The sequence below is a fragment of the uncultured Murdochiella sp. genome (assembly GCF_902488755.1).
GTDB lineage: Bacteria > Bacillota > Clostridia > Tissierellales > Peptoniphilaceae > Murdochiella.
The window spans coordinates 1-13,442 of the sequence record NZ_CABTXF010000035.1 but is presented as its reverse complement, the minus strand read 5'-3'; the positions used below and the strand labels follow the sequence as shown (position 1 = coordinate 13,442).

The window sequence follows — 13,442 nt, the reverse complement described above, 5'->3', positions numbered from 1 at the left end:
GGTCGATTCGGAGTTGAGTGACCCTGGCAAAAGCGTTTTTTCGCGTTCTGCCAGGGGCGGTATTGAAGTGGAGACCCTGGCAAAAGCGACTTTTTCCATTTTGCCAGGGGTGATTCGAGGGTATACGACCCTGGCAAAGGCATTATTTTGCGCTCTTCCAGGGTCTCAGTGCGTTTTTTGACCCTGGCTAACTTCCATTTTTGCTGTTTGCCAGGGGCGGTATGAGATGCACCACCCTGGCAAAGACAGTTTTTTTCATTTTACCAGGGTCAAAAAGTAGAAAACAGCTCCAGTTAATGCATTCTTCTGTACTATGCCAGGGTTATACACACATAACAAGTAATAACCGCGCCGCCAATGCCATTCCTAGCGGCGCTCCGCCTAAACCGCGCCGCCAACTCCATTCCCAGCGGCGCTCCGCTTTCTGGTGCGTCAAACGTCACCTTAAAACATCGCTATCGACTTTGCCATTCGCTACAACGCCCCATTCCTGTGCCTGTCGTCTTCTCTACGAATTAAGATTGCTGCAAAAAGGCAACAGCAAGAGGAGAAAGAGAACCGGAAAAGGGCACAGGAGTGAGGCGACAACTTACATGCGCGCCGTAAAAGATTCTCCACACTTAGGGCAATGAATCCGAATCTTGCCAACCGTTTTCGGGATGCGCACCGTCTGATGACAATACGGACAGGTAAAATAACGGTGCGTCTTGCGGTCTTGCCAGCGGCGCTTGCTTAGGCGCAGCCAAGAACGCAGTTTCTCTATGCGGCGAAGAAACGCTTCATTTTCACGCTGTCTGGCGTATACATTGCGCGAAAACACACGAAACAAGCTATAGCCCAGAAAAAGCAGTGCGAAATAGAGCAGAGCACGGCGAGGAATAAACCATTGCAGAATAAATAAGCCCAAGCCAATAAAATATACGACACGCGACAGAGCATCATAGCCATTTCGTCCGACCATGGACTGCTGAAGACGAGTGCGAAAACGTCTCAAAAAGTTTTTCATCTGTACCTCTTCTATACTTCTTTTCCTTTTTTTGCCTGAAGAACACAAAACATCGTCCAAACTATGCCGACACCCAACAGAATATGACCGATTCCTGCCATGCCAGAGAGCATGGCATCCGGAAAGAGGACGTTTCCTTCGCTGGTTATCGTATAAATGCCACGTATCATAAACGCTGCCACTGTCCACGTTAAACCGGTACGGTAGAGGGCAAGCGGACATCTAAACGTATCCAAATAGCTTTCTGTCTGCAGCGATATAAAAAGCAGGAGGAAAACCAGAAAGCCCAAAACAAGCAAATGGACGTGAACCACGCTCAGGGTAGTACGAGCCATCCATCCGAACGCTTTGGTGAACTCGCGGTAAAATACCCCACCGCAAAGACCAAGCACTAAAAACGTAATCGCCTGCTTGAGCAGTGCCAACGGTTTGTTTGACGAAACAAAATGGCGGTATCCCACGCGTACCAAAAGCACGTAGGCAATGGTTTTGGGAATCATCAGAAGCCCTAAAAGGGGCACAAAACGCACTCCGATGACCACAGGAATATAAAACAGAAAACTCGCTGCAATGAGCAAGGAAGTATGCTCCAATCCCGGCTTATTCTTAGCTTTTGCCGTCCAAAGCGCCAGCACCAAGCCAAGAAGCACGAAGGGAACATTGCGCAGCAAACCGAATACATAATTTCCTTCCGTTCCCCATCCATTTTGCGGTAAAAGAACAAGAAGGAGACGAAGCACGACTAAAACGTAAACAAGGCGTGTCTTTCGTTTGTCCCGATCACCGCTCATACTCTGATAATAACGATAAAAAAGAAGATAAAAGAGCGTCATGGTGATCCCGGTGACAAATTCTCCCCAAGAAAGCAAAGCAAGATAGCGGCTGAATCCATTTGGCGATAGATGGCTCATCACACGCGGAATGAGGTGGAAACCATCCCCCAATCCAAGAAGTACTGCCATGAGTCCAAACGATTTAGCGTCTTTTTCGTCTTCCATTAATAGACGAAGTCCCATACCCAGGGCCATGCCCAAATACGCAAGATCAAAAAACGGTTCCATCAAATGCATCATTTACTCCTCCCTTCAACCAACCCAGACAACGACCATAATGCGAAAGAAATTCCTCTCGGCTCCAATCTTCGGCAAACAAGCGCCGAATCAAGTGGTGCACAACCGCGCGCAAATAATCCACCTTTTCCGGGTCCATCCAGGATTCCATCGCTTCAGAATAGCCTTCCTGCTGCTCCTGATAACACCGCCATTCGCGTTCCATAGCAGCATTCATAAAGAGGTAACGTTGCCGATACAGACCATAATGATTGGGAGCATACAAAAGATCCGCCGCCGCATCGCCAAAGGCATCCAGCGCGGCAAAAAGATCCCCGTCTTTCTTTTCCATCAGCTTCGCAAAAAGAGCGTGTATCTCCGTTAACTCCTGATGGAGTACATAGAAATAGCATTCATGAAGCGAGGAAAAATACTGATAAAAGCTCCCTCGCGGAAGATGCAGACGCTCCACGATCCGCTTCACCGTGAGAGATATGGGTTGTCAAGGGATGGGAGTAGACTATTCATTCCCCCATTACAACAATCTTAATTTTGCGATGCCGAGGACGTGTGAGGTTCGTTAATTGTAGGTCAGTTTTGACCCCATTCTCCGAAGTATTATATTATTTGGTTTCTTATCGTATCAGCAATTTTCGCGCTAAATCACGCATACGCCTTGCCAACGCATCATTTTCACAAAGAACATCATAGGGTAAATCTTCCGTGAGTACACCTTGATCGATATCTTCCGGAATTATGCCAAGAGAGGAGGCTTCGTTGTCGTCCATCCAATCGCGCGAAGAATAATAGGCATCAAATGCATCGCTCTGCTCCTTAAATGATTCAAAATGTTCCAGTGCTTGATTGAGTTCTTCTTGGAGCGAAGCAAGTTCGTTCATAATCTTTTCCATGCGTTGTACGCGAGCAATGCGTTCCTTTCGGTCGCCATTTAGCGTTTGTCTTCTTTCTTCTTCCTCTGGTTGGGGTAAATTGCTCTCCATCACCTCTTCCTCATCAGAACAAGTGATAAAGGCTTCCCCTACGCGTTCACCAACAATATGATATGTGTTTTCCGCTGGATTGTAGGTGAGCAAATCCATTTCTTCTACGTGAATTTGATCATATGAATCTAAAAATTGTTCCTCAACGGCAACATTGTTCACTTTCCCTATCAGATGGCCATCCGTAGGATCGTAGGCAAGCAGCGTACACGACATCACTAAAGGAAAAGAAGCAAAAACCGGCGCCTCGACATCTTCGCTTTTTGTCACCGACCAGCCAGTTTGTTCCACTTTATCTGCTATGGCATTACCAGAAATGCAGCCAACAAAATCCGCTTCTTGTCGATTTTTCACATCACATAGATGAATGGTAAAGGCTTTGGAACGCAGGATGTTTTCTACCGTCTTCCGATGCGGCTGTAAATACAGTGAAACGGTTTGATTGTCTCGCATAGAAGCATAGGCTGCATTCATCGCATTGGGCGTATGGTCTTCATTGTATGTGCCGATAATGAGAACCGGCATGGGCAATAGATAGGGTTTTATACCAATACTCTTGTACATAATTCCTCCTGTGTTTATTCCTCATGAGGAAAGCCTGAGGGCAGATTCCTCTTCCCTCAGGCTTGTTTTTAATAGAACGGATAACGCATTTCCGTTTCGTTATGCTTCCTCAATCTTTTCAACACGACGAGAATGCCTTCCGCCTTCAAACGCAGCATCAAAGAAAGCGTCTACAATACATTTCGCTAACTCATCCCCAACAACACGAGCACCCATTGCAATAATCTGTGCATTATTGTGACGCACAGCCATCTGCGCTGAATACGGTTCGGAGCATACCGCCGCACGAATTCCCGGCACTTTGTTTGCGGCAAGTGAGATACCGATGCCGGTTCCGCAAATGAGAACCCCTTTATCGACTTCCCCCGTAGCAATCTTATGGGCGACAATATGTCCATAGTCTGGATAATCGACACGCGCATCTGTATCCGTCCCAAAGTCTATACACTCATAGCCTTTTTCTTCCAAATGTGCCATTAGTGTATGTTTCAAAGACACGCCAACGTGATCGCAACCAAATCCAATTTTCATCCAATTCCTTCTTTCCGCTTGAATAACTCTCTCGGAAATAGTTTACTTCGTGATGAGCTTAGATTCAACCGGCAATACTTTCGGTTCCGCATTGGGATCAACCGTAATCTTATTCTTTACCGCTTCCACCATTTCACGTAAAGCCGTGCGACCGATTCCTGCGGGATCCTGTGCAACAGTAGCGGATAACTCCCCTTTTTCAATCGAAGCGACCGCCTCAGCATCACCATCCGTACCAACAACCAAAATTTCTCCTACCTTATTGGCATTCATGACCGCCTGTAAAGCACCTAAAGCCATTCCGTCGTTGCAGCAATAAATAGCTTTCAAGTCAGCGTTCTGTTGAATAAAACTGTTGGCGACATCCAAAGCTTTTTGACGATCCCAATCGGCAGGCAGAGATCCGACCACCGTCATGCCGGCATCTTCAAATGCTTTCTGCGCCCCGTTTTTTCGATCTTCACCGGAAACGTTGCCTGCTTTACCTTCTACAATAGCTACCTTATCGCCTTTTTGCAATTTCTCAACAATGAAGTCTGCCGCTTTTTTACCCACAGCAACATTGTCCGTCGTTGCAAAGCCAATGACTGCACCACCTTGTTGTTTCAGTTGATCCATATCCAGTTTTTCATCGATATTCATGACGTAGATGCCTTTTTTATAAGCATCCGCAACGGCAGATACAGCGTTGACGGGTGAAAGTGGAGCAATTCCAATGGCTTTGTAACCTTTGTTCACCGCATTTTGTAAAATGTTAAGCTGTTCTTCTGTGTTCTCTTCACTTTGAGCCGCAAAAACGTCGACTTTAATGCCAAGTTCCTTTGCTTCTGCTTCTACACCTTCCTTCATCTTGACCCAAAAGTCAGATGCTTGTGTTTTCAGAATGACTGCATACTCTGCATTTCCGGTTTCCTTCGATTCGGTGACTTCCGTACTGTTTGCCTCTTCCGAAGAAGCAGGCTCTTTGCCCTCATTATTATTACCACATGCGGCAAGACCAAATACGGTAACGAGGCACATCAACAATAACAACAAACGTTTTTTCATAAATTCCTCCTTATACAATTACCAGCTTCTTTTAATGTTCCTCTTCATAGAAGAATCTTTCGATTGCAGCACCAATAACACCATTCTCATGTCCTGTTTCCGGAAAAATATACTCCAAGTCCTCCGCGGGAACAGGATGCTTTACGCGCTTCTTCACCTCCTCTATGAGTCTGTTTTTTGGAAAATTGTTCATGCCTACTACTCCACTGGACAAAACGATCAGATCCGGATCAATGATCGTAATTTCCGTTGCCAAGGGATAACTTAGTGTCTCAATAAAGTGCTGTATTGGTTCACTGTCTCCATGACAGGTAAAGATTTCCTCAATCGGTGTATCAGGAAAATGTCGCTGCTGAAGGCGTTCTAACGCACGACCAGAGGCTAACATTTCCACACACCCCCGTCCTCCACATGGGCAGGGAATATCTTGTCCATAAAGGGGAATATGAGCAAGTTCACCGGCAACACCATGCTTTCCACGATATATTTTGCCATTGAGCCAAATTGGATTTCCTAAACCTGTACCGATATAAAAGCCAAGAATTGTCTTTTCTCTCTTCTTATCAAGGGCTAATTCGTGAATATCGTAGAGCAGAAGGTGATTCACATCTCTATCGACAGCGACAGACAAATGGAGTGCATTACTTAGCAACGTAGCTAATTTCACTTCTACTAAGCCACCTAAATTTGGCGCACGATAGACGTAATCACGATCACGCCCCACCATTGATGGAACACCGATTCGAATTGCTTCAATATCAGTGAGAGCGTAGCGTTCCAAGTACGATTGTAAATAGCCCACTAATTTCTGTGATGAATCCGTATCTCGGAGAAATGCGCTCGAGGTCTTCTCAAAATGAGAAAGGTGAAGCTCTTCGTCAACTACACCTATACGGATGTTCGTTCCCCCAATATCGACACCCACTACTTTACGCATAGCGATTCCCCTGTTTCTTCCTCGTATGTCCGTTGCATCTTCGTCCAAGCTATTTCTAAATTTTGATCAAGTCCGAAGAGACCACTGCTGCCGACAATGAAAATTTCCGCTCCGGCTGCACGCAACTTCTGGTACGTGTTTTTATTACAGGAGCCATCCACCTCAATAAGAAACTGAGCGCCCATTTTTTCTTTATAACTGCGAATCTCTGCTATTTTCTCCAACATTTCCACAATGAAATTCTGTCCGGCAAAGCCTGGATCAACAGTCATAACAGTTATCTTATCGACTTTGTTGACATAGTGACGGATGGCATCGAATGGGGTTTCCGGACTGAGCACAACGCCCGCTTTTTTCCCCCGTGAATGGATGTGATCGATGAGACGAAACGCCTGCGCAATAATGGTTTCAGATTGCATACAAATCCATTCCGCGCCAGCATCAATCAGTGAATCAACATAATCCGCCGGATCGGTAACCATCAAATGACAATCCAAAGGAATCGCGGCTACAGGTGAAATTGCCTTTACAAAATCCACCGACAAGGCTAAGTTTTTCACAAAATGACCATCCATGATGTCCACATGAAAATAATCAGCACGAGTATTAAGACAGACAATCTGCTCCTTCAAGCGTAAAAAATCCATGCACATAAGCGATGGGGAGAATTGAGCCTTCATACGTATCCTTTCTATTCTTTTAATGTTCCATATGCGTAATGACTGACAATGTGTTTTTTAGAAATTGCAACGATCTTGTTCTCTGCACTATGCTTTCTTCGTACCGATAATTCGGTCAAGCGTGACGGAAATGATAATGAGTGAACCCATGACAATCTGTTGATAGCTGCTGGGAACAGTCATAACGGTCATCGCGTAGTTAATCAACCCAATAATTAATCCGCCCACAACGACACCGGGAATCTTTCCCTTGCCGCCGAAAAAGCTGGTGCCTCCAATGATTGCCGCTGCGATAGCATAGGTTTCAAAGCCACTTGCCGCCGCAGGTTCTGCAGCACCCACACGTCCGAGCAAAACAATACCGGCAACACCGGCACAAAAACCGGAAATGATAAAAACAATGAGCGTATGAAGTGAAACATTAATGCCAGAATACCAAGCAGCCTCTTTATTTCCACCAACTGCATAAATATTACGACCGACCTTCAATCGCGTTGTAAAACACCAGAAGAAGCCGGCAACAAGTAGGGCAATGATCGCTGTTACCGGGATAAAAAAGACCCGTTGTGCCATAAAGGAAGAAAAAGCGGCGGAAAAGCCGAATACCGATCGCGCATTCGTGCCAATCAATGTAACCCCTCGAAAGATAGTTTGAGTTCCTAAAGTAATGATAAATGGATGCAGACCCGTTTTGTTGACCAGGAAGCCATTCATCGCACCAAGAAGAGTTGCGATGGCAATGCCAAGAAAAACTGCTAAAACAATCGGGACATTCATAATCATCAATTTTGCTACAACAAAACCTGTAAATGCCGCAATGGAACCAATAGATAAATCAATGCCTGCAATGAGAATAGCGAAAAACTCTCCAACCGCAAGCAAAATATTGACAGAGCTCTGTGCCAAAATCTGCGGTATACTAGATGAATTAAAAATAGCACTGGGACGCAAGATCATGAGAATCAGTAATAGAATACAAAAAATACCGACTGTTCCATACTTGCTCCACATCGTTTGAAACGACCGACGTTCCTTCATAACATCCTCCCTCTATGCTCCTGTTGCAGCTTTCATTATTTTTTCTTCTGTGGCTTCTTCAATAGAAAACTCGGCTTCTGCCTCACCTTCATGCATGACAATGATGCGATCACATACGGACAACAGCTCAGGCAATTCTGAAGAAACCACCAAAATTCCTTTTCCACTGTCCGCTAAGGCAAAAATCAGTTGATAGATCTCCGCTTTTGAACCTACGTCAATTCCTTTTGTCGGTTCATCAAAAATAATGAGTTCGGAATCAGCAGCAAGCCATTTGCCTAAAATAACCTTTTGCTGGTTGCCTCCGGACAATTCCGTTATGTTTTGATCCATCGATCGACATTTCACTCGTAAACCCGTCAATTGTTCCTCAGCCCATTTTCGTTCATCGGAAAAATTCAGCTTCCCCAGGATGCCTTTCCCACGTGAATGTTTAACAAAGGAAGCAATAGAGATGTTTTGCTTCAAATCAAAATTATCTAAAAAGCCAAGTTTTCGACGATCTTCTGTAACCATCGCAAAACCGTTTTGAATCGCTACATAACTATCACGATTATTTATGGTTTTCCCTTTATACAGCAAATCACCTTCACTCGCTCGATCGATTCCAAAAATCAGGTTCATTAGTTCTGTACGTCCTGCGCCGACCAGTCCTGAAAAGCCTAATACCTCGCCACGATGCAGCTTGAAGGAAACCTTATTGACCATGCCGTCTGCACGAGAAAGATTTTTTGCTTCTAATAGAACCTCAGCATGAGAAAAGTCGTGTTTACGGTTCACTCGGTTCGTTTCGTCCATTTCACGACCAACCATCATCGAAATAAGCTCAGGAACATCAACATCATGAACCATCTTCGTTCCCACAAGAGTTCCGTCCTTTAGCACAGAGACACGATCCCCAATCATTTTGATTTCTCGCATTTTGTGCGTGATGTATACGATGGCTTTTCCTTCGTTTTTCAGCTGCCGCACTAAAGCAAATAGCGTATCAACCTCTGTTTCCGTCAAAGATGTTGTGGGTTCATCCATGATAATGACATCCGCATTGGTTAATAGGGCGCGCGATATTTCAACTAACTGTTTCTCCCCAATACTCAAATCCTCCACTGGAGTGTCTAAAGAGCGATGAACGCCGACCCGTTCCAAAAGATTTTTTGCTTCTTCGGACATCGCAGCATAATCCACAACAGAAAGTCCCAACTTTTTTTTGCTCTTCAGTCGTCCAAGATAGAGATTCTCCAAAATAGAAAGCTCATTAATAACGCTTAACTCCTGATAAATAATGGCAATGCCGTTTTCTTTTGACTCATTTGGTGTCATCGCTGAATGAGCTTTGCCCCGTATGATGAGTTCTCCTTCTGTCGGTTGATATACGCCACTTAGAATTTTCATCAGAGTAGACTTGCCTGCCCCATTTTCTCCAAGCAGAATATGGACTTCTCCCGCATAAAATGACAAATTGATATTGGATAGCGCAACAACGCCGGGGAATTTCTTCACGATATTCTTAGTTTGAATAATGGCGCTCATTGTCTCCTCCTTTTCCATAGTCCATCAATTGAACAGGAACGACTTTGCTTGTCCATCCTATATTTTCACCTTCCATCATGCGCAACAAAGTGGAACAGGCGATATTCACCAATTGTGTTGCGTCTTGACGAATGGTCAAAACAAAAGGAAACGCTTCACGAATAATAGTGTTGTCATCAAACCCAATGACAGTCACGTCCTGGGGGATTCGTCTGCCGGCAGAGAGTAATGCCTGACTTACTCCCATGGCCAAAGGATCATTCGTACAAAATACACTGTCAAAGATTTCCTCTTTACTTAGCACGGATTTCATACATTGAAATCCCACCGAACTAATGGGAGAGGAAACCGAATAAACGGACACTTCAACACCGTTTTTCTTCATCATTTTTAGAAAGCCATCTTGCCTTCCTTTTACGGCACTTGTTTCGCATGAATCGCGAATAAGCAACGGTCGACTTCTACCTCTATTTAGTAACGCCTCTGCTGCAATTTCTCCGCCGTTCAGATTATCCGAAACTACACAGGGTCCACTTTTCTCAGAATAGCGGTCGATATAAACAATCGGTACGCTCTTATTTACCGTTGTCTCAACGCCACGCTTCCTTCCCTGAATGTAGAGAAGACCATCCACACTTCGATTTTGCAACTCGCGAAAATACTCTTTTTCAATCTTCTGACTCTCATCCGATGCGCAAATCAACGTGACATAGTTTCGTTTCAAAAACCAAAGGCTGATTTCTCGTGCAATGCGCGCAAAAAACTCATTACAAATATCCGGAACAAGTAAACCGATCGTTTTGGTTTGTCCTGTACGAAACGCTCTTGCCAAAGAATTTCGTGAAAATCCGGTTTGTTCAATAACATGCAAGACATGGCGATACGTTTCCTGTGAGTAGCCTCCTTTTTGGTTTAACACACGCGAGACAGTGGCAATCGAAACGTTTGCCTTGTCTGCAATGTCCTTCATAGTAGGTTGCATACTATACCTCGTTTTCTTCTTTGCCGTTTACTTCGAGATAATGTGTATCTTTCAAACTTGAAAAACAGCGAAGATTAGCTCTTTCCTTTACGTAAACGTTTACGTAAATAATGACCAACGCATCTGATGTCTTCAGTATAGTAGCTGATCAACTTTTCGTCAAGGAAATGTTTTCACCCTGATTGCTATTATTATTATTCATTGAATTATTCTTCGCAAAACCATCCCCTCTCCCCGAATGAAATGATAATATAGTATTAGTACGTGACCAGAAATCTGTACGAAACGAAGAAGACGTCTTTCGGCAAAGAAGGTCGCAAGGACGACGACGTACAGCGAAAACAAGAGAGAAAGGGGAAAGGCCATGCGTGAGCTCATATCTAATGCCGAAAATCGGCGACTGTTTCTATTGGAGTATTTTATTTACGGGAATCCGCGAGTGGAACTGGAAGAGTTGAAAAGGGTTCTGCACATGACGAATAGCACGCTGATTGCGGATGTGGAGAAGATGAAGGCGATGTATCCCGGATTGCGTCTGCGCATCTCGGACGGCTATTTGAACGCTACGTTCTCCTCAACGTTCCAACCGGCGGAAATCTATGCGCCGATTACGCACAATAAACTCATCTTCCGCTTGGTGCGCCGGATTTTCTTTGAAGAGGATTTATCCCTGGCGACACTGGTGACACAGGAACACGTTTCGGTTTCCTCCGGGTACCGTCTCGTGCATGAGTTTAACGAGCTCGCCAGAAAACAATATCATCTGGAAATTGATAGCCGTCCGTGTCACATGATCGGCGACGAAGTGGCTATCCGCGCATTCTATCGTGATTTCTTTTTTGAACTCTATCCGGGAAAGTATATGCCGTTTCCGTCCGAATTTCTTGAAACCTGCCGCGCCTTTGTTCAGGACTTTTCTGCCTTCTTCGGCAAAATGGCGACATTGATTCCTTCGGAAATCCTTGTTTTACTGATTGCCGTTTCCGCCACGCGCAATCGGCAAGGTCACCATATTCGAAAATATACACCTTCAGAGGATTTCAACGCGCTATATGAAGAATGTGCGAAAAACGAGGACTTTATCGAAAAATGCGCACAGTATGGCGAAGCATTCGGCTTCTCGCTGGACAAGGAAGGATTGGGAGATGTGTTCTACCCACTTTCCGAACAAGGATATCGTCTGACCTTTTCACCGGAAAAAGTGGCTCTCATTGACCGCACCGTGCAAAACTCGCTAAATACGCTGGCAAAGAACCACAATATTCCTCTCGAAGACAGTCTGATGGTTGCCTGTCGCCTGAATGACGCTTTCTTTTTAGCGAAACGCGGCTGTTTTCATCCGACCATCATGTTTAACGCCGCCGCCATTCTTTGCATGAGCGCCTACGTCAATCACCATAATTTTACTGTCGATGCGATGAAAGAACTGCTCCTTCTGCTGAAACACGCTCACGCGGAAGGAACCTCGGCGAACGCCATTCACGTCTTTTATGTTCTTCTGCAATACTGGACTGGATTACTGAGTACGCTTCGTCGCCAGTACATGCGCCTGAACATCAAAATCGAGAGCTTCTTTGGTCCTTCTCATGAAGCGTTCATGAAGGAAACCCTGACCTCGGTCTTTTCCGGCTTTGCCGACTTTACGACGCATACGGAAAGCAAAGCTAACCAAGCGCCAGCCGGATCGGTTGACCTGCTGATTACCAATCTGCTGCAGCCTAATCTGGATGGCGATAAGGTAGGACAGGTGCTCCGCGTGCGCGACAGTTTTTTAAGCAGCAACGCGCTATTTGAGATTGGCGACGGGATTCAGAAAATCTATGACGAAGAGAATCAGATTTCGGTGGATCTCGAAACATTCTTATCCATTTTCTCCACGTTTCAGGGCGCAGAAAAGCACATCGCCCTCTTCGAACGCTAAGCCCATCTATACCGGTTTCCCGATGGAAGAAAAACGGCGCTATCGCCGTCCATGACAACTCCGGAGACGATCAAAAAGCCCATCCTTGTTGACCAAACGGTTCACAACGATGGGCTTGTTTTTTCTTATAATTTGTAGGAGTCAATCCAGGCAATTTCCTCTTCTGTGAGGGAAGTGTTGTCCTGCTCGGTAAGAATCTCCGGACCATCCGCGCGCACAGCGATGGTGTGTTCATATTGACAGGACTTTTTGCCATCTTTGGTGCGCGCTGTCCAACCGTTCGCATCCAGCGTAACGTGCCAGTCGCCGGCATTAATCATCGGTTCAACGGTAAGAACCATGTTTTCGCGCAGCCGGATCCCCCGTTGTTTCGTCACATAATGAAGAACTTGCGGTTCCTCATGCATCTCTTTACCAATGCCATGACCAATAAAATCGCGCACTACCGAAAACCCTTGTGCCTCGACGAAAGGCTGAATGGCCTCTCCAATCGCCACCAAACGGTTCCCCGGACGTATCGCCTCTACCCCGCGATAGAGCGCTTCTTTCGTTACTGCCATCAACTTCTCATCTTCATCGGATAACGTCCCGATGGCATAACTCCAACAGGAATCCGCTAAATAGTCTCGATACCGCACCACATTGTCAATCGAAAGAATATCGCCTTCCATCAAACGTCGTTCGCCGGGAAAACCGTGACACACTTCATCATTGACACTCATGCACAGCGCATAGGGAAACCCTTCATAGCCTTTTTGTTCCGGAAGGGCATCTTTATAGTGCATAAAAGCTTCCGCAAAGGCATCCACGGAAAGCGTGGTTAAGCCCGGATGCAAAATGCGCCGAATGGCCAGATGCGTCTTGCATAAGATTTCCCCTGCCGCTTTCATGCCCTGTATCTGTTCTTCGGTCTTAATGGTAATCATTCGTCTTCTCTTTTCCTTTTCTGCATCGGCAAAAGACCGATGGATATGCCGAGCGCTTCATCAATTTGCGCCATCGTCTCTTCGTCAAAAGTGCCCACTTTCGTCTGCAATCGTCTCTTGTCAATCGTGCGCAGTTGTTCCAAAAGAACCACCGAATCTTTCGGCAAATCGCTATGGGACGAAACGTGAACATGGGTAGGCATACGGTTCTTATTGCGTTGGGAAGTAAT

General features: G+C 45.5%; 15 protein-coding genes. 2 read left to right on the top strand and 13 right to left on the bottom strand.

Annotated elements, in window-relative coordinates; genetic code table 11:
* A partial coding sequence (locus tag RDL68_RS04730; protein WP_308540533.1) for a hypothetical protein occupies window positions 1-181 on the top strand: 181 nt, incomplete at its 5' end.
* 408 nt (window positions 182-589) lie between these two features.
* On the opposite strand, the gene RDL68_RS04725 is transcribed toward RDL68_RS04730, so the two are convergent.
* The 11 genes from RDL68_RS04725 to RDL68_RS04675 form a co-directional block, all read right to left on the bottom strand.
* The gene (locus tag RDL68_RS04725; RefSeq protein ID WP_308540532.1) at window positions 590-1,006 is read right to left on the bottom strand and encodes a hypothetical protein; all 417 of its coding nucleotides are present in this window, start codon (window positions 1,004-1,006) and stop codon (window positions 590-592) included.
* Window positions 1,007-1,017: 11 nt separating this feature from the next.
* On the bottom strand, window positions 1,018-2,079 hold the full coding sequence (locus tag RDL68_RS04720) for a DUF2871 family protein (protein ID WP_308540531.1): 1,062 nt from the start codon (window positions 2,077-2,079) through the stop codon (window positions 1,018-1,020).
* Complete coding sequence (locus RDL68_RS04715) at window positions 2,051-2,539, bottom strand: TetR/AcrR family transcriptional regulator (RefSeq protein WP_308540530.1); 489 nt, start codon at window positions 2,537-2,539, stop codon at window positions 2,051-2,053. Before RDL68_RS04715 ends, RDL68_RS04720 begins: the two co-directional genes overlap by 29 nt.
* A 151-nt stretch (window positions 2,540-2,690) precedes the next feature.
* Window positions 2,691-3,620, bottom strand: coding sequence for a DUF4298 domain-containing protein (locus tag RDL68_RS04710; protein ID WP_308540529.1), 930 nt, complete (start codon window positions 3,618-3,620; stop codon window positions 2,691-2,693).
* Between the two features lie 99 nt (window positions 3,621-3,719).
* Entirely contained in the window at window positions 3,720-4,151 is a 432-nt protein-coding gene (gene rpiB, locus RDL68_RS04705) for a ribose 5-phosphate isomerase B (RefSeq protein ID WP_308540528.1), read from the bottom strand.
* A 42-nt stretch (window positions 4,152-4,193) separates the two neighbouring features.
* A complete protein-coding gene (alsB, locus tag RDL68_RS04700) occupies window positions 4,194-5,198 on the bottom strand; it encodes a D-allose transporter substrate-binding protein (protein ID WP_308540527.1) in 1,005 nt (334 codons plus the stop codon).
* A 31-nt stretch (window positions 5,199-5,229) separates the two neighbouring features.
* Window positions 5,230-6,135 carry an allose kinase gene (alsK, locus tag RDL68_RS04695; RefSeq protein WP_308540526.1) on the bottom strand — a complete coding sequence of 302 codons (906 nt, stop codon included), beginning with the start codon at window positions 6,133-6,135 and terminating at the stop codon, window positions 5,230-5,232.
* Entirely contained in the window at window positions 6,123-6,815 is a 693-nt protein-coding gene (alsE, locus tag RDL68_RS04690; RefSeq protein ID WP_308540525.1) for a D-allulose 6-phosphate 3-epimerase, read from the bottom strand. The genes alsK and alsE overlap by 13 nt, the downstream gene beginning before the upstream one ends.
* 87 nt (window positions 6,816-6,902) lie before the next feature.
* Window positions 6,903-7,853 (bottom strand): D-allose ABC transporter permease, encoded by a 951-nt coding sequence (gene alsC / locus RDL68_RS04685; RefSeq protein WP_308540524.1) that lies wholly within the window; start codon window positions 7,851-7,853, stop codon window positions 6,903-6,905.
* Between the two features lie 12 nt (window positions 7,854-7,865).
* On the bottom strand, window positions 7,866-9,383 hold the full coding sequence (locus RDL68_RS04680) for a sugar ABC transporter ATP-binding protein (protein ID WP_308540523.1): 1,518 nt from the start codon (window positions 9,381-9,383) through the stop codon (window positions 7,866-7,868).
* The gene (locus RDL68_RS04675; RefSeq protein ID WP_308540522.1) at window positions 9,361-10,353 is read right to left on the bottom strand and encodes a LacI family DNA-binding transcriptional regulator; all 993 of its coding nucleotides are present in this window, start codon (window positions 10,351-10,353) and stop codon (window positions 9,361-9,363) included. Before RDL68_RS04675 ends, RDL68_RS04680 begins: the two co-directional genes overlap by 23 nt.
* Before the next feature lie 376 nt (window positions 10,354-10,729).
* Here RDL68_RS04675 and RDL68_RS04670 point away from each other — a divergent pair, with 376 nt between their 5' ends.
* A complete protein-coding gene (locus RDL68_RS04670) occupies window positions 10,730-12,286 on the top strand; it encodes a helix-turn-helix domain-containing protein (protein ID WP_308540521.1) in 1,557 nt (518 codons plus the stop codon).
* Between the two features lie 125 nt (window positions 12,287-12,411).
* Here the strand turns inward: RDL68_RS04670 and map are convergent, their stop codons facing one another.
* On the bottom strand, window positions 12,412-13,212 hold the full coding sequence (map, locus tag RDL68_RS04665; RefSeq protein ID WP_308540520.1) for a type I methionyl aminopeptidase: 801 nt from the start codon (window positions 13,210-13,212) through the stop codon (window positions 12,412-12,414).
* A partial coding sequence (locus tag RDL68_RS04660; protein WP_308540519.1) for a type II toxin-antitoxin system PemK/MazF family toxin occupies window positions 13,209-13,442 on the bottom strand: 234 nt, incomplete at its 5' end. The genes map and RDL68_RS04660, both read right to left, overlap by 4 nt.